General features: G+C 63.2%; 14 protein-coding genes. 1 reads left to right on the top strand and 13 read right to left on the bottom strand.

From position 1 onward, the window contains the following. Positions 1-2 precede the first annotated feature (2 nt). The 8 genes from phoR to pstS (BMW28_RS06745) form a co-directional block, all read right to left on the bottom strand. Positions 3-1,421, bottom strand: coding sequence for a phosphate regulon sensor histidine kinase PhoR (phoR, locus tag BMW28_RS06780; RefSeq protein ID WP_091815753.1), 1,419 nt, complete (start codon positions 1,419-1,421; stop codon positions 3-5). Between the two features lie 180 nt (positions 1,422-1,601). Next, positions 1,602-2,306 carry a phosphate regulon transcriptional regulator PhoB gene (gene phoB, locus BMW28_RS06775; protein WP_091815751.1) on the bottom strand — a complete coding sequence of 235 codons (705 nt, stop codon included), beginning with the start codon at positions 2,304-2,306 and terminating at the stop codon, positions 1,602-1,604. A 25-nt stretch (positions 2,307-2,331) separates the two neighbouring features. Beyond that, positions 2,332-3,033 carry a phosphate signaling complex protein PhoU gene (gene phoU / locus BMW28_RS06770; protein ID WP_091815748.1) on the bottom strand — a complete coding sequence of 234 codons (702 nt, stop codon included), beginning with the start codon at positions 3,031-3,033 and terminating at the stop codon, positions 2,332-2,334. A 25-nt stretch (positions 3,034-3,058) separates the two neighbouring features. Then, the gene (gene pstB / locus BMW28_RS06765) at positions 3,059-3,832 is read right to left on the bottom strand and encodes a phosphate ABC transporter ATP-binding protein PstB (RefSeq protein WP_091815745.1); all 774 of its coding nucleotides are present in this window, start codon (positions 3,830-3,832) and stop codon (positions 3,059-3,061) included. A 14-nt stretch (positions 3,833-3,846) separates the two neighbouring features. Next, positions 3,847-4,713, bottom strand: coding sequence for a phosphate ABC transporter permease PstA (gene pstA / locus BMW28_RS06760; RefSeq protein ID WP_091815744.1), 867 nt, complete (start codon positions 4,711-4,713; stop codon positions 3,847-3,849). Beyond that, a complete protein-coding gene (pstC, locus tag BMW28_RS06755; RefSeq protein ID WP_234970052.1) occupies positions 4,710-5,738 on the bottom strand; it encodes a phosphate ABC transporter permease subunit PstC in 1,029 nt (342 codons plus the stop codon). The genes pstA and pstC overlap by 4 nt, the downstream gene beginning before the upstream one ends. A 108-nt stretch (positions 5,739-5,846) precedes the next feature. Continuing rightward, positions 5,847-6,905 (bottom strand): phosphate ABC transporter substrate-binding protein PstS, encoded by a 1,059-nt coding sequence (gene pstS / locus BMW28_RS06750; protein ID WP_407640944.1) that lies wholly within the window; start codon positions 6,903-6,905, stop codon positions 5,847-5,849. A gap of 268 nt (positions 6,906-7,173) precedes the next feature. After that, on the bottom strand, positions 7,174-8,208 hold the full coding sequence (gene pstS / locus BMW28_RS06745) for a phosphate ABC transporter substrate-binding protein PstS (protein WP_091815737.1): 1,035 nt from the start codon (positions 8,206-8,208) through the stop codon (positions 7,174-7,176). A 219-nt stretch (positions 8,209-8,427) separates the two neighbouring features. Between pstS (BMW28_RS06745) and ppx the strand changes: the two genes are divergently transcribed. Beyond that, positions 8,428-9,930: an exopolyphosphatase gene (gene ppx, locus BMW28_RS06740; RefSeq protein WP_091815734.1), complete on the top strand. Its 1,503-nt coding sequence runs from the start codon at positions 8,428-8,430 to the stop codon at positions 9,928-9,930. 74 nt (positions 9,931-10,004) lie between these two features. On the opposite strand, the gene BMW28_RS06735 is transcribed toward ppx, so the two are convergent. The 5 genes from BMW28_RS06735 to BMW28_RS06715 form a co-directional block, all read right to left on the bottom strand. Beyond that, positions 10,005-10,466, bottom strand: a complete 462-nt coding sequence (locus BMW28_RS06735) for a SixA phosphatase family protein (RefSeq protein WP_091815731.1) — start codon at positions 10,464-10,466, stop codon at positions 10,005-10,007. A gap of 41 nt (positions 10,467-10,507) precedes the next feature. After that, positions 10,508-12,595: a polyphosphate kinase 1 gene (gene ppk1, locus BMW28_RS06730; RefSeq protein ID WP_091815729.1), complete on the bottom strand. Its 2,088-nt coding sequence runs from the start codon at positions 12,593-12,595 to the stop codon at positions 10,508-10,510. 133 nt (positions 12,596-12,728) lie between these two features. After that, entirely contained in the window at positions 12,729-13,676 is a 948-nt protein-coding gene (locus tag BMW28_RS06725; RefSeq protein WP_200785750.1) for a GNAT family N-acetyltransferase, read from the bottom strand. A gap of 180 nt (positions 13,677-13,856) precedes the next feature. Beyond that, positions 13,857-15,518, bottom strand: coding sequence for an L-lactate permease (locus BMW28_RS06720; RefSeq protein WP_091815724.1), 1,662 nt, complete (start codon positions 15,516-15,518; stop codon positions 13,857-13,859). Between the two features lie 337 nt (positions 15,519-15,855). After that, the gene (locus tag BMW28_RS06715) at positions 15,856-16,815 is read right to left on the bottom strand and encodes a cation diffusion facilitator family transporter (protein WP_234970051.1); all 960 of its coding nucleotides are present in this window, start codon (positions 16,813-16,815) and stop codon (positions 15,856-15,858) included.

Genomic DNA, 16,815 nt, shown 5'->3' with positions numbered 1-16,815 from the left:
CCTCAGAGAGGAACGTCAGGCGCCGCCACCGGGGCAGATTCGCTCTCCTGGGGGCGCTGAACGGCGTTGGGCGCATCCGGATCGTAGGTCCGCTGCTCGGGGAAATCCAGTGCAAATGTCGAGCCGCAACCGATCTCGCTGTCGATGATCAGCTGGGCACCATGGCGCTGCGCAATGTGCTTGACAATAGCCAGCCCCAGACCCGTTCCCCCTGTTTCGCGGGAGCGGCTGCGATCAACGCGATAGAAGCGCTCGGTCACACGCGGCAGATGCTCGCGCGCAATGCCTGGCCCGCTGTCGCGCACGGCCACCTGCATGCCACCGTCCGGCAGCAGGCGCAGGCTGGCCACCACCTCGCCACCAAACGGCGTGTAGCGCACGGCATTGCTGAGCAGGTTGCTGATGGCGCTCTGCACCTCGGCCCGGCTGCCTGCCAGCTGGGCATCCGGCGCCAGGATTTCCGCACGGATCCGGTGCGCCGGTTCGCCAGCATCCACCGCCAGCACTTCCGACAGCGCGGAGGCATCGTCCACGCACTGCCGTATCAGCGATGCCATGTCCACGCGCTCGGACAGATCCGGATGGGGACTGCCCTCCAGGCTGGAGAGCATCAGCAGATCCTGCACCAGACCCTGCATGCGGTGCGCCTGCTGCGCCATCAGTTCGAGATAGCGCCCGTTTTCCTCGGCGCTGAGCGGCAGGCTCTGCATGGTTTCGACAAAGCCGGAAAGCACCGTCAGCGGCGTGCGGATCTCGTGCGACACGTTGGCCACGAAATCGCGGCGCATGCGCTCGGACTGCTCCACAGCCGTCACATCGCGCGACAGCAGCAGGCGCTTGCCCTGGCCATACGGGAAGAACTGCACGGTCAGCCGCACCGGGCGCTGTGCCGTATGCGTGCGGCCGGGAATCACCACACCATTGCCGGTCTGCTGCTGCACCCAGTACTTGACGAACTGCGGGTCGCGCACCAAGTTGATGATGTGCTGGCCGAAATCGGAAGGCCCGTTGAAGCCGAAATGCTCGGACGCCACCAGGTTGAACCACTCCATGCGGCCCACCTCGTCCAGCAGCACCACGCCGATGGGCGAGGCCTGCAGCGCCTCCAGAAACACCTGCAGCTTCTCTTCCGCTTCCTGCGTCTTGCGCGTCATGCGGCGCTGGTTGCGGCGCGAGACCTCCACCACTTCCCCCCACAGGTTGGGGGCCCAGGGCAGCGGGTCAGGCATGCCGCGGCGCATCCAGCGCATCACGCGGTAGCCCAGGAAGTTATCCCACACCAGCCAGCTGACAGCCACCGCCGCCATCACGAACAGGGCAATCAGCCCGCCCATCAGATCGCCACGGCGAAAGGCCAGCCACCAGCCCAATCCGACCCCGATGACGTGGGAAACGACCAACCAAGTGATGCGCCAGTTCATGTCAACAACCGCTCAGGACGCCGGATTCTCCGGCAACAAAAGAAATGAAGGCCGTGCGGGCCCGGGCATGGAGCCCGCGACACGCAGCGACCTTCTGCAAACAGTCCTTGCACTCATCGGCAAGGGCTTTCGATGGTACCAGTCCCTGCACATGCGAAGGCAGTGGCTGGCAGACGGTGCTCAGCGCACCGGTGAGTCCGTCAGGGCAGTGATGCGGTAGCCTGCGCCACGCACTGTCTCGACCATGGACGATGCTGCACCCATGGATTCACGCAGACGCTTGACGTGGACGTCCACGGTGCGCTCCTCGATGAACACATGGTCGCCCCAGACACGATCCAGCAACTGCGCCCGGCTGTGCACGCGCTCGGCGTTTTTCATGAGGTAATGCAGCAGCTTGAACTCGGTCGGGCCCAGCTTGATGGGCTGGTCATCATAATGCACGCGGTAGGTGCCGGTGTCGAGCGACAGCTTGCCCAGCTCCAGCACCGTGCTCTCCGGTTCGGGAGCGCGGCGGCGCAGCACCGCACGGATGCGCGCCAGCAGCTCCTTGGTGGAGAACGGCTTGGTAATGTAGTCATCCGCACCCACATCCAGACCCGCCACGCGGTCGTTTTCGTCGCCACGCGCGGTCAGGATGATGATGGGCACCCCCTTGGTACGCGGATCTGCACGCCAGCGCTTGGCCAGCAGCAGACCGCTCTCGCCAGGCAGCATCCAGTCGAGCAGGATCAGGTCAGGCAGGTGTTCGTCGAGTTCGCGCTGGGCGCCCTTGCCATCAGTGGCCCAGGTGATCTGGTAACCGTTGTGGCGCAGGTTGACGGCGATCAGCTCGGCAATGGAGGCCTCATCTTCGACGACCAGGATTCTTGGCTGCAATCTCATGGCTTTCTCAATGCTCCCCAAACGATCAGCCCAGCTGGGACTCGATCGCCTGCAGCGGCGTGTGGCGCACGTCGAGTCCCTTGACAATGTAGATCACGCACTCGGCAATGTTCTTGGCATGGTCGCCAATGCGCTCGATCGACTTGGCCAGGAACATCAGGTCCAGACTTTGCGAAATCGTGCGCGGATCTTCCATCATGTAGGTGACCAGCTTGCGCATGAAACCGTCGTACTCGATGTCGATCAGATTGTCGGCACGCAGGATTTCCAGCGCGATGCGCGAATCCAGGCGGGCGAACGAATCCAGCGAGCGACGCAGCAGGTCGGAAGCCAGGTTGGCCGCCACACGCAGCTCGGAAGACGGCAGCGAACGCGCCGTACCGTTCTGGATGATGCCCTGCACCATGCGGGCGATCTTGGCGGCCTCGTCACCGGCGCGCTCGAGGTTGCCGGTAGCACGCGAGATGGCGATCAGCAGGCGCAGATCGCGCGCGGTGGGCTGGCGACGGCCGATGATGGAAGTGAGTTCGTGGTCGATCTCCATTTCCATGGTGTTGACCTGCGGCTCGGCCTTGAGCACGCTCATGGCCACCTCGGCGTTGTAATCGACCATGGCCTCGACGGCCTGGCGCATCTGCTGTTCGACCAGCCCGCCCATTTCCATGACCATGCCGGACACATTGTTGAGTTCGGCGTCGAACTGGCTGGATAGATGTTTTTCGGTCATCGCTGCGTCTCCTTCTCGTTTTGGCTCAACCGAAGCGGCCGGTAATGTAGTCCTCGGTTTCCTGGCGCTTCGGCTTGAAGAACATTTCCTTCGTGTTGCCGAATTCGATCAGGTCGCCCAGGTACATGTACGCCGTATTGTCACTGCAGCGTGCTGCCTGCTGCATGTTGTGCGTCACGATCACCACCGTGTATTCGCTCTTCAGTTCCGCGATCAGCTCCTCGATCTTGGAGGTGGAGATCGGGTCCAGCGCGGAGCACGGCTCGTCCAGCAGCAGCACTTCGGGCTTGATGGCGATACCGCGGGCGATGCACAGACGCTGCTGCTGGCCACCGGAGAGGCTGGAGCCGCTCTGGTTCAGCTTGTCCTTCACTTCCGTCCACAGGGCGGACTTCTTGAGGGCCCACTCCACGCGGTCGTCCATTTCGGACTTGTTCAGGTTCTCGAACAGCTTCACGCCGAAGGCGATGTTGTCGTAGATGGACATCGGGAACGGCGTCGGCTTCTGGAACACCATGCCGATCTTGGCGCGGATCAGTGCCACATCCTTCTTCTTGTCCAGCAGGTCTTCGCCGTCGAGCGTGATGGTGCCTTCCGCACGCTGCTCGGGGTACAGCTCATACATGCGGTTGAAGATGCGCAGCAGCGTGGACTTGCCGCAGCCGGACGGGCCGATGAAGGCCGTGACCTGCTTCTCGGGGATGTCCAGGTTGATGTTCTTCAGCGCATGGAACTTGCCGTAGTAGAAGTTCAGGTTGCGGACGGAAATCTTGGGGTTGGGGGTGATGACTGCACTCATGATGCATCTCCAAATCAGTGTTTCTTGCGGGTCAGCAGACGGGCCAGGATGTTCAGGCCCAGCACAGCCATGGTGATGACGAATACGCCCACCCATGCCAGTTGCTGCCAGTTTTCATAGGGGCTCATGGCGAACTTGAAGATCATGGTCGGCAGGCTGGCCATCGGCTCGCCCATGTTGCTCGTCCAGAACTGGTTGTTCAGCGCCGTGAACAGCAGCGGTGCCGTTTCGCCGGCGATACGCGCCACCGCCAGCAGCACACCGGTGACCACACCAGCCATGGCAGCCTTCAGCGTGATGCTGTAGATCACCTTCCACTTGGGCGTACCCAGGGCATAGGCCGCTTCACGCAGACCACCCGGAATCAGGTTCAGCATGTTCTCGGTGGTACGGATCACCACCGGAATCACGATCAGCGCCAGTGCCACCGCACCGGCCCAACCGGAGAAGCCGCCGAACGGCACCACCAGCACCACCGACACGAACATGCCGATCACGATGGACGGAGCGGACAGCAGCACGTCGTTCACGAAACGCGTGACGTTGGCCAGCCAGCTGCTGCGGTCGTATTCGGCCAGGTAGATGCCGGCCATCACGCCGATCGGCGTGCCGATCAGGGTAGCGACAGCCACCATTAGCACGGAACCCCAGATCGCGTTGGCGATACCGCCCGGATCATTCGGGGCCGGCGTCATTTCGGTAAACACGGCCAGGCTCAAACCGCCCACGCCGAGGCGCACGGTTTCGAACAGGATCCAGAACAGCCAGAAGATGCCGAACAGCATGGCTCCAAAGGACAGGCTCAGCGCAACGATGTTGACGATCTTGCGCTTGCCGAATTTGGCTTGGCGGTAATCCGCGCGAGGCAGGACGGCGCTCATGTCTTGCTCCCTTCGTTTTTCTGCAGACGGTTGAGCAGCAGCTTGGAGAAACTCAGCACCACGAAGGTGATGAAGAACAGCACCAGGCCCAGATAGATCAGGGACGCGCGGTGCAGGCCGTCGCCGGCTTCGGCAAATTCGTTGGCCAGCGTGGCGGTAATGCTGCTGGCGGGCTCGAACAGGCTGAGCGAGGCCAGCTGGTTCATGTTGCCGATCACGAAGGTCACGGCCATGGTTTCACCCAGGGCACGACCCAGACCGAGCATGATGCCGCCGATCACGCCTGCCTTGGTATACGGCAGCACGACCTTGTAGACCACTTCCCAGGTGGTGGAACCCAGTCCATAGGCGGATTCCTTCAGCATCACCGGCGTCACTTCGAACACGTCGCGCATCACGGAGGCGATGAACGGGATGATCATGATGGCCAGGATGATGCCGGCGGGCAGGATACCGATACCGACGGGCGGGCCGCTGAACAGGAAGTCCAGGCCGGGCACGGCGCCCAGAGACGCCTGCAGCGGTGCCTGCACGTACTCGGCCAGGATCGGGCCGAACACCATCAGGCCCCACATGCCGTACACGATGGACGGAATGGCAGCCAGCAGTTCGATGGCAGTCCCCAGCGGGCGCTTGAGCCAGGTGGGCGACATTTCAGTCAGGAACAGCGCAATGCCGAAGCTGACGGGAACCGCGATCAGCAAGGCAATGAACGAGGTGGCCAGGGTGCCGTAGATCATCACCCAACCACCGAAATCTTCCATCACCGGGTCCCACGCGCTGCGCGTCAGGAAGCCGGGACCGAACTTCTCGATCGCCGGCCAGGCACCGACGATGAGGGAAACCAGGATGCCGAGCAACAGGCTCAGCGTGACAATCACGGCCAGCTTGGCGCCGCCGGCGAAGAACAGGTCGGCCAGTGCACCCTTGTGGCGCTGTACCTTGGGGCTGGGCGGTCGCGTGGTGCGCTCCGCCTTTTCGCGCTCTTGCATGATGGCCTCTGCAGAGGAAACAACGGAAGACATGGTTATCTATCCCAAAAATCCGGCTGATAGCGGCAAATCCGGCCCTGCAGCGGGTCTGAAAACCAGACCCTGCGTGCCGGCCGGACTGCCTGCGATCAACTCAGGGGCTTACTTGTAGGCAATGGCCTTGCCGGAGTTGTCCTGGATGTTGGCCCAGGACTCGGTGATGACGGCCTTGACGTCAGCCGGCATCGGCACGTAGTCCAGCTCGGAAGCCATCTGGTCGCCGTTGGCGTACATCCAGTCGAAGAACTTCAGGGCAGCAGCTGCCGCCTCGGGCTTGTCCTGCTTGGCCTGCATCATGATGAAGGTGGCAGCAGTGATCGGCCATGCGTCAGCATCGTCCTGGTTGGTCAGGATCTGGTAGAAGGAGGCCTTCCAGTCGGCAGCAGCGGTAGCGGCCTTGAAGGTCTTCTCTTCGGGGCTGACCACGTTGCCGGCTGCGTTCTTCAGCTTGACGTAGTTCATCTTGTTCTGCTTCACATAGGCGTACTCGACGTAGCCGATGGAGTTGGGCAGGCGGCCAACGAACTGGGCCACGCCTTCGTTACCCTTGCCACCGGTACCGACCGGCCAGTTCACGGCCTTGCCCTCGCCCACTTTCTCTTTCCACTCGGGAGAGACCTTGCTCAGGTAGTTGGTGAAGTTGAAGCTGGTGCCGGAACCGTCAGCGCGACGCACCGGAGCGATCACGGCGTCAGGCAGTTTCAGGTCGGGGTTCAGGGCCTTGATGGCGGGGTCATTCCACTTGGTCACGGTACCCAGGTAGATCTTGGCCAGCGTGGTGCCGTCCAGCACCATGGAACCGGTCTCGATGCCTTCCACGTTGATCACGGGCACCACGCCACCCACCACGGTGGGGAACTGCACCAGGCCCTTGGCCTTCAGGTCCTCGTCCTTCAGCGGCTCGTCGGAAGCACCGAAATCGACCGTCTTGGCTTCGATCTGCTTCATGCCGGCACCGGAGCCCACGGACTGGTAGTTGACCTTGACGTTGGAAGCCTTGGCATATTCAGCCGCCCACTTGGAGTACAGCGGAGCCGGGAAGGAAGCGCCCGCGCCGGTGATGCCGCTGCTGCTGGCTTGTGCCTGGGGTTGTGCATCGGCACCGGAAGCGGCCGGCTTGGCCTCGTCCTTCTTGCCGCAAGCTGCCAGGCCAAAAGCCATGGCAGCGGCCATGCCAACGATTGCAATCCTGCGAGTGTTCTGCATTTCTAGATCCTTTTGAGTGCTTGTAATCAGGGAAATCACCAACCCCGATCGGTTCATGACAAACTGTAAAAATCATTTGTGACACCAATGTGACAGTTCTGTGTTCCACCTGTCACAGTCTTGTCATCGTGGTGCAAATGTCATTCCGGCACCACAGCCCCATTCGCGACAAAGCCCTGCCGCCGTGGCGACAGGGCTCTGGGTCAGGCGGGTATCAGGCCGATTACTTGGCGGCGATGACCTTGCCGGAGCCGTCCTTGATGTTGGACCAGGACTTGCGGATCACCGTCTTCACTTCTGCTGGCATCGGCACGTAGTCCAGGGAACCGGCAGCGGCGTCGCCGTTGCTGTAGGCCCAGTCAAAGAACTTCAGGGCAGCAGCAGCCTTCTCGGGCTTGTCCTGCTTGGTGTGCATCATGATGTAGGTGGCAGCCGTGATGGGCCAGGCGTTCTTGCCGTTCTGGTTGGTCAGGATCTGGAAGAAGGAAGACTTCCAGTTGGCAGCAGCAGTAGCGGCCTTGAAGGTGGTGTCGCTGGGAGCCACGATGGCGCCGGCGGCGTTCTTCATGCGCGCATAGGTCATCTTGTTCTGCTTCACATAGGCGTACTCGACGTAGCCGATGGAGTTGGGCAGACGGCTCACGAAAGCGGCAACGCCTTCGTTACCCTTGCCACCGGTACCCACGGGCCAGTTCACGGCCTTGCCTTCGCCAACCTTGGCCTTCCACTCGGGGTTGACCTTGCTCAGGTAGTTGGTGAAGTTGAAGCTGGTGCCGGAACCATCAGCGCGGCGCACCACGGCGATGGCTGCGTCGGGCAGGGCCAGGGAGGGGTTCAGGGCCTTCAGGGCGGGATCGTTCCACTTGGTGATCTTGCCCAGGTAGATGTCACCCAGGGTCTTGCCGTCCAGCACCAGCGCGCCAGGAGCCACGCCCTTGACGTTCAGGACCGGCACCACGCCGCCCACCACGGTGGGGAACTGCACCAGGCCCTTGGCCTTCAGGTCAGCGTCGGTCAGGGGTTCGTCGGAAGCGCCGAAGTCCACGGTCTTGGCTTCGATCTGCTTCATGCCGGCGCCGGAGCCCACGGACTGGTAGTTCACCTTGGAGCCGGTAGCCTTGGCATAGTCGGCCGCCCACTTGGAGTACAGCGGAGCCGGGAAGGAAGCGCCAGCGCCGGTGATGTCCTGCGCCTGGGCAAAACCGAAAGACAGGGCGGCGGCCAGACCGACGGCGGAAACCTTGATCACGGATTTCATGAAATATCCTTAAAAACGGGTGAATAGAGTTCTTCAGGTCAGACTCCTTGCAGAAGACTGACCCTGGGCAGAGGGAACTTTAGAAACTCGTCGTGACATTTCCGTGACAGTTTTGCGTTTGGCAGACACTGTGTGCAATATGACCGTTTTTTGGCCGTGACGCTCCGTAAAAGCCCTATGATGAAAAAAAGAACTGTCTCTTTCCCCTGACTCTCCATCATGCGCAACGGCACCCGTCTTGCAGCGCTTGACCTCGGCTCCAACAGCTTTCGCCTGGAAATCGGCAAGTATGAGCACGGCCAGATCCAGCGCGTCGAATATCTCAAAGAAACCGTACGCCAGGGCAACGGCCTCGACGACAACAACAACCTCTCCCTGGAAGCTATGCAGCGCGGCTGGGATTGCTTGGCGCGCTTCAGCGAACGTCTGGCGGGCTTTCGGCGCGAGCAGATCCGCGCGGTGGCCACGCAGACCCTGCGCGAAGCCAACAACCGCGATGTGTTCCTGAGCAAGGCGCACCAGATTCTGGGCTTTCCCATCGACGTGATTGCCGGCCGCGAGGAAGCGCGCCTGATCTACCAGGGGGTGGCCAACCTGCTGCCGCGCTCGGCCGACCGGCGGCTGGTGGTGGACATCGGCGGACGCTCCACCGAACTGATTCTCGGCAAGAACCTGGAGCCGCAGCAACTGGAATCCTTCCAGTTCGGCAGCGTGACCTGGTCCATGCGCTTCTTTCCCGATGGCAAGTACACGCCCTCGGCCTTCAAGCAGGCCAATATCGCGGCCAAGGCGGTGCTGGATGAAGGCCTGGAAATCTACCGCCCGGGGCGCTGGGACGTAGCCTACGGCTCGTCGGGCACAATCGGCGCCATCGGCGAGATCCTGGCTGCCAACGGCGGCGAACCGGGTATCGTCACGCTGGAGGGGCTGGACTGGCTCAAGCAGAAGCTGCTCAAGGTGCGCAACGTCAACTCCCTCGAGCTGGAGACGCTGAAGGAAGAGCGCAAGCCGGTTCTGGCTGGCGGCCTGACCGTGCTGCTGGCGATTTTCGAGGTGCTGCAGCTCAAGCAGATGCAGGTGGCACTCGGCGCCCTGCGTCAGGGCGTGCTGTACGACCTGCTGAACCGCGAGCAGCCCACCACCGACCTGCGTCAGGTGACCGTGGGCCGCATGATGGACCGCTTTGCCGTGGACCAAAAGCAGGCGCTGCGCGTGGAGCGCACCGCCCTCACGCTGTACCGCCAGCTGACCCCGATCGAGGGCATGACGGTGCAGCGCGAACGCATCGAGCGCAAGCTGCGCTGGGCCGCGCGCCTGCACGAGATCGGCCAGCACATCTCGCACAGCAGCTACCACCGCCACGGCGCCTACATCCTGGACAACGCAGAAGCACCCGGTTTTGCCCTGCCCGAACTGCACTACCTGAGCAACATGGTGCTCGGCCACCGCGGCAAGCTGCGCAAGCTGGATGTCGACTTCAAGGATGTGGGGTTCACGTCGCAACTGCTGGCCCTGCGGCTGGCCGTGATCCTGTGCCATGCACGCCGGCTGCCCAACATGGAAGGACTGCAACTGCAGCGCAAGGTAACCCCGTCGCTCGGTTTTGCGCTGTTGGTGCCCAAGCAGTGGGCGCTGGATTATCCGCAGTCCTGCTTCCTGCTGCAGCAGGAAGTCGATGCCTGGGCGCGCACGGACGTGCCGCTCAAGCTGCAGATTCGCTGAATCGGGACCTCCCTGCCCTGCCGGCGCATGTGCCGGCAGCTGGCTTTGCCATCAGCGCCCGTACGGGCGCCACGTCACAGCATGCGCGGGTTCTGCACCGCCTTGAGGATCACCTGACCCTTGCCATCGCGCACACGGTGGTGCAGCCACCAGACGGCGCCCTTCTTGATGGAGCAGCCCATCTGCATGCCCAGCAGCTTCTGGGCCACTTCGCCCAGCGTGGGCTGATGCCCCACCACCAGCACCGGCTCCTCGCTCAGCGGCCAGTTGACCACCCTGAGCAGGGTATCCGGCGTGGCATTGGGCGCCAGTTCGTTCACCACGCGGTAGTCGGTCTTGGTCAGGCGCAGCACGGTCTGGCGCGTACGCAGCGCAGGGCTGGTGAGGATGCGCGTGTTCCTGGGCAGATGGCGCTTGAGCCAGCCGGCCATTTCCTTGGCCTGGTCCTCTCCCTCTTCCGTCAGGGGCCGCTTCAGGTCATCCAGTCCTTCATCCGCATCCACCGCAATGGCGTGGCGCCACAAAATCAGATCCATGCTTGCTCCTTGCTGAGAGGGCGGGCCAGGCCCGCGGGGGTTCAGGTCTTGCCGGGTTTTTTCCGGCCCTTCTTGCTGCTGTCCTTGCCGGCATTGAGGTAGCGCGTCATCAGGGCGCGCTGCACGTTGCGCGGATGCTCCAGCGGCGACTGCGGACGCGCATAGCTGCCGTCTGCCTGCATCTGCCAGGACAGTGCCTCGTCATATTCGTAGGCCAGCAGGCATTCGTCAATGATGCGGGTTTTGAGTTCAGGATCGGTGACAGGCCAGGCCAGTTCGATGCGGCGCAGCATGTTGCGGTTCATCCAGTCCGCGCTGGAGAGGTAGAGATGCTCTTCCTCGCCGATGCCGAAGTAGAACACGCGCGAGTGCTCGAGGAAGCGGCCGATGATGGAACGCACACGGATGTTCTCGCTCAGGCCGGGCACCTGCGCATGCAACATGCAGGCACCGCGCACGATCAGGTCGATCTGGGCGCCCTTCTGCCCGGCCTCCAGCAGCGCCAGGATCAGCGCTTCGTCGGTCAGCGCATTCATCTTGGCCACGATGCGGCCGCCCTTGCCTGCTGCCGCTGCGCGGCCAGCCTGGGCAATGCGCTGCAGCATGGTCTCCTGCAGCGTATAGGGTGCCATCTGCATGCGCGACAGACGCGGGATTTCGCTCTGGCTGGCCAGATGCACGAACACGCGCTGCATGTCACCGGTCAACACGTCATCGGCCGTGAAATAGCTCAGGTCGGTGTACAGGCGTGCCGTGCGCGGGTTGTAGTTGCCGGTGGCCAGGTGGCCGTAGCGCTTGAGCTTCTTGCCCTCGCGGCGCGTGATCAGCAGCATCTTGGCGTGGGTCTTCATGCCGACCACGCCGTACACCACCTGTGCGCCGACGGATTCGAGCTTTTCCGCCCAGTTGATGTTGGCCTCTTCGTCAAAACGCGCCTTCAGTTCCACCACGGCCGTCACTTCCTTGCCGCGGCGCACTGCCTCACGCAGCAGAGACATCAGTTCGGAGTCGGAGCCGGTGCGGTAGATGGTCTGCTTGATCGCCAGCACGTTCGGATCGTTCACCGCCTCGCGCAGCATGTCGAGCACCGGCTCGAAGCTCTCGAAAGGCTGGTGGGCCAGAACGTCGCCCTCCTTCAGGCGCTCGAAAATCGAATCGACGCCCCGCAGGGCCTGCGGATAGCTGGGCGCAAACGGCGGGAACAGGAATTCCTGCTTGTTGACCAGATCGACCAGCATGCCCATGCGCACCAGGTTGACCGGGCCATGCACGCGGTACAGCGATTGCTGCGGCAGGTCGAACTGGCGGCACAGCAGGTCGGCCAGTTCGTCCGGGCAGTTGGAGGACACCTCGACACGCACGGCCTTGCCGTAGTGGCGCTGCTGCAGACCTTCGCGCAGGGCCATACGCAGGTTGCTCACATCCTCTTCATCCACTGCCAGGTCGGAATGGCGCGTGATGCGGAACTGCGAGAGCTGTTCCACTTCGCGGTTGGGGAACAGCTCTTCCAGATGCGCACGGATCACGCTGGGCAGGGAAACCAGCAGGTCCTTGCCGCCGGACAGGTGGGGCGGCAGGCGCAGCAGGCGCGGCAAGGCGCGCGGCACCTTCAGGATGGCGATGCTGTTGGAGCGGCCCAGCGCATCACGGCCGGCCAGCTTGACGATGAAGTTGAGCGACTTGTTGGCCACCTGCGGGAACGGGTGGGCCGGGTCGAGGCTGACCGGCAGCAGCAGCGGGCGCACCTGGGTCTCGAAGTAGTTCTTGACCCAGCGGCGCTGCTCGGGCGTGCGCGCGCCGTGCGAGACGATGGTGATGCCGTTGGCTTCCAGCGCCGGATACAGGCTGTAGCGCAGGATGTCGTACTGCTGGGCGACCAGCTCGTGCGCCTTGGTCGAGACGCTCAGGAACTGGCGCTCGGTGAAGTCGCCTTCGTGGATGTGGTTCTGCGCCGCATCGAGCAGATCCGCCATGCGGACCTCGAAGAATTCGTCCAGGTTGGAGGAAACGATGGACAGGTAACGCATGCGCTCGAGCAGCGGCACTTCCTCGCGCGCAGCCCAGTCGAGCACGCGGGTGTTGAAGGCCAGAATGCTCTCGTCGCGATCAAGCATGGCGGGAAATTGCATGGAAATACTCGGCAGTCTGCAGCCCGCGCATGGCCTGGCACGCGAAAAACGGCGCTGCAAAGACAAAATGCCTGCCCGCAACACGGGTTGCGACAGGCATCCAGAAAAAAACGGGGAATCGCGAACTATACCATTAACTGCGCGCCGCGTCGAACTGGCGGCGATAGCGCGAAGGCAGATCGGCCACACGCATCATCATCGGCAGGTCGGCCGTGTTGAAGTCCGGATCCCAGGCCGGGGCACCCAGCACCTTGGCGCCCAGGCGCAGATAGCCCTTGATCAGTGCCGGCGGTTCGACCACCACATCGCACTGCAACTCGTCCACCGGCAGCGGCAGACGCGGGGTGACATGGTATTCGATGGGCGCGAGGTGCGTCTGGCGCACCTGCTGCCAGATGCTGGCGGCGGCGTAACCGGACGGCAGGCCGTGGTGCGTCATGGGAATGCTGGCGCAGCCGACCATGGTGTCGAGCTGGTTGCGGCCCATGAACTCGGCCAACGCACCCCACAGCGTGAGGATGACGCCGCCGGAACGGTAATCCGCATGCACGCAGCTGCGACCCAGTTCCACCATGTTGGCGCGCAGGTGGCGCAGGCGCACCAGATCGAATTCGGCATCGCTGTAGATGCTGCCGACACGGCGCGCCTGGGCCGGCGTCAGCACGCGGTAGGTGCCGACGACCATGCCGGTTTCGAGGTCGCGCACCAGCAGGTGTTCACAGTAATCGTCAAACAGGTCGATATCATGGCCGGGGATATCTGCCTTGAGAGTGGCGCCCATTTCTTCGGCAAACACCTGGTAGCGCAGTCGCTGCGCTTCGCGCACTTCGTCGAGGTTGCGCGCCCAGCGGGCATCGAGCCCGGCCTTGGAGACAGCCGCTTCACGCATGGGAGCGGGCTGCACCAGGGCGGGTGCGGCAGGCAGAATGACGGGCGCTGCGGCGGGCAGCTCGGTCGCCACCGCGATGGGACGTGCATGGGCGAGCGCCGCCCCGGCCTTGCGCAAGGGCTTGCGCAGCAGGGCCGGCAGCCCGCGCATGCGCGGGGAAAGGTCGAAGGTAGGCGTGGGCAGCTCTTTCATGCGGATCGGTTCCTGTGTAACTCGGTATTTCTGTGCCCCAGTGTGACCAAGGCGCATGACAATCATGCTGCTGATTTGTGAACATTCCGTGAATCTATCACAGGCGCACACCGCCCCCTTACACACTTGCAACAGCGAAAAAGCCGCCCGAAGGCGGCTCATTGCAGCAGTTACACGCGTTTACTTCACGACCATGGCGGTGAACGGCCAGACATAGGCCTGCAGGGTCACGAACATGCCGACCAGCATGGCCAGCACCAGCGAGTGCTTGAACACATAGCGCAGGATCACGCCTTCCTTGTTGAACCAGCGCGTCGCAGTGGAGGCCACTACGATGGATTGGGCATCGATCATCTTGCCCATCACGCCGCCGGAGCTGTTGGCAGCGCCCATCAGGTTGGGCGACAGGCCCAGCTGGTCGGCAGCCACTTTCTGCATACCGCCGAACAGCACGTTGGACGCGGTATCGGAACCGGTCAGTGCCACACCCAGCCAGCCCAGCATGGTGCCGAAGAAGGGATAGAACACGCCGGTCATGGCAAAGGCCAGGCCCATGGTGGTGTCGATGCCGGAGTAGCGCGTGAGCGTGCCCAGGGCCAGCATCAGCACGATGGTGAGCAGCGAGTAACGCACCAGCCAGAAGGTCCTGACAAACTGGCGCAGCAGACCGCCCACGCTGTAGCCCATGGCCAGACCACCCAGCACGGCGGCCAGCAGGATGCCGGTCCCCGTCGCAGACAGCAGGTTGAACACGTAGACGGCGGTTTCCTTGTGCGGCACGGGCACGGCCGGGGGCATCTTCTCGATCATGTTGTGCAGGCCGTCGATCGGGAACTGCGGTGCGAAGATGCCGTTGAAGAAGGCCTTGACGCTCGGCATGCCCCAGAGGAACACAAACACGGTCAGAATCACCCACGGCATCCAGGCACGGATGACGGTGGCGCGGTCGTGACGGGCCGGCGGCGTGGCTTCCCTGCCCTCCCCGCCTTCGGCCTCGTGGCCGCGCAGCGAGGTGCTGCTCCAGATGCGGCGCGGTTTCCAGACACGCAGGAACAGCACCAGGCTGACCATGGAGGCGATGGCGGAAATCACGTCCACCAGTTCGGGACCAATGTAGTTGGAGGTGAGGAACTGGGCGACGGCAAAGCTCAGGCCTGTGACCAGAATGGCCGGCCAGATCTCCATCATGGCCTTGCGGCCGGCAAAGGCCCAGATCAACCAGAACGGCACCATCAGCGAGAACAGCGGCAGTTGGCGGCCCACCATGGCGGACAGCTCCATCACGTCATAGCCATGCACCTTGGCCATGGTAATGATGGGCGTGCCCAGGGCGCCAAAGGCCACCGGTGCGGTGTTGGCAATCAGGCTCAGGCCGGAGGCGGCCAGCGGCGAGAAACCCAGGCCGATCAGGATGGCGGCCGTCACGGCCACCGGGGTGCCGAAGCCGGCGGCGCCCTCGAAGAACGCGCCGAAAGCGAAGGCGATCAGCAGCAGTTGCAGGCGGCGGTCTTCGGTGATGCCCGCAATCGAGTCCTGCAGCACCTTGAAGCTGCCGTTGTTTTCGGTCAGTTGGTGCAGGAAGATGATGTTGAGCACGATCCAGCCGATGGGCAGCAGGCCGGTGAAGGCGCCCATCATGGCCGCCTTGCCAGCCATGGCGCCGGGCATGCCGAACACGAAGATGGCGATCAGCAAGGCGCTGACCAGGCCGAGGCCGGCCGCGATGTGGGCCTTCATGTGGAGGAAGCCGAGCCCGATCAGCATCACTGCGACGGGAATCACCGCCAGCAGCGTAGACAGCAGCATGCTGTCCGTCGGGTTATAGATTTGTTGCCATACCATGCGCGAAGTTCTCCTGTGTGCGTGTGCCATCCCGATGCAGGATGCTCGAGGTGCGCAGTTTACATACAGGAATACGCGTCTAAGTCACTGATTTCATTGAAACTAACAACCTTTAGATACCCGATTCTGAAAATTTTTCAACACGATCGGGAATAAGGCGTAAACCCTGATGCGCGTGGCGTAAGCGTGGTTTATTCGCGCGCGCTCGGGAGGCAGCGGGCAGCGGCAGCGGGCTGCTGGCTGCTGGCTGCTGGCTGCTGGCTGCTGGCTGCTGGCTGCTGGCTGCTGGCTGCTGGCTGCTGGCGCTGGGCGCTGCTCACGCAGCGTGCAGCAAGCTTCAGGTGACTGCGGCGCCTGCGGTAGCAGGCTCCACCACCGGCTCCAGTTCACCCAGGGTCTGCACCGGCTCGACGTCCGACGGCAGCATTTCGATGGTGGCGTGCAGCTGGGGTTGACTCTCCACCAGGGCGCGCTCCACGTCGTTGCGCAGCTTGGCGGAGCGCCCCAGCGTCCAGCTGGCCGGCATGTGCATGTGCATGGAGACAAAGCTGCGCTGGGCCGCTGCGCGCGTAACCACATGGTCGAAGCGCACCAGCTCGCGCCCCTGCGCATCCTTTTCCTGTTGCACGAAGCGGTCCAGCGTCTGCTGGATACTGTCTGCCGTCTCGGGATCCACGGCGCTGTCCATCAGGCCATGGCTGGAGTTGCGGATCAGGTGCCAGCCCTCCTTCAGGATGTTGAGGGCCACCGCAATGGCCACCACCGGATCGAGCCAGAGCCAGCCAGTGACCTGCACCAGTGCTACGCCGGCAACCACGCCGATGGAGGTCCAGACGTCGGTGCGCAAATGGCGCCCGTCAGCCTCCAGCGCAATCGAGTTGTGCACCTTGGCCGCCTTGAGCAGCACCCAGGCGCCAACCCCGTTGAGCACGGTACTCGCCAGGGAGAACGCCATGCCCCAGCCCAGCTGCTCCAGCGGCTGCGGGTGCATCAGGCGGTCGACCGAAGTCCAGAGAATGCCCAGCGCGGCGCCGAAGATCAGCATGCCCTCGAAGCCTGACGAGAAGTACTCGGCCTTGTGGTGGCCATGCGGATGGTCCTCGTCGGCAGGGCGCTCGGCAATGGTCACCATCATCAGGGCGAACACGGCACCGGCCAGGTTGACGAAGGACTCCATGGCATCGGACAGCAGGCCGACCGAGCCGGTCACGTACCAGGCCAGGGTCTTGAGAATGATGGTCAGGACGGCGGCCGCAGCCGACATCCAGAGCAGGGTCTTGGGGCGGGGGAGTTTCAT

It is taken from the genome of Allobrachymonas denitrificans DSM 15123 (genome assembly GCF_900110225.1).
Taxonomy (GTDB): domain Bacteria; phylum Pseudomonadota; class Gammaproteobacteria; order Burkholderiales; family Burkholderiaceae_C; genus Brachymonas; species Brachymonas denitrificans.
Note: the sequence above shows the minus strand (reverse complement) of the source record. Positions and strands in the feature narration are given on the sequence as shown.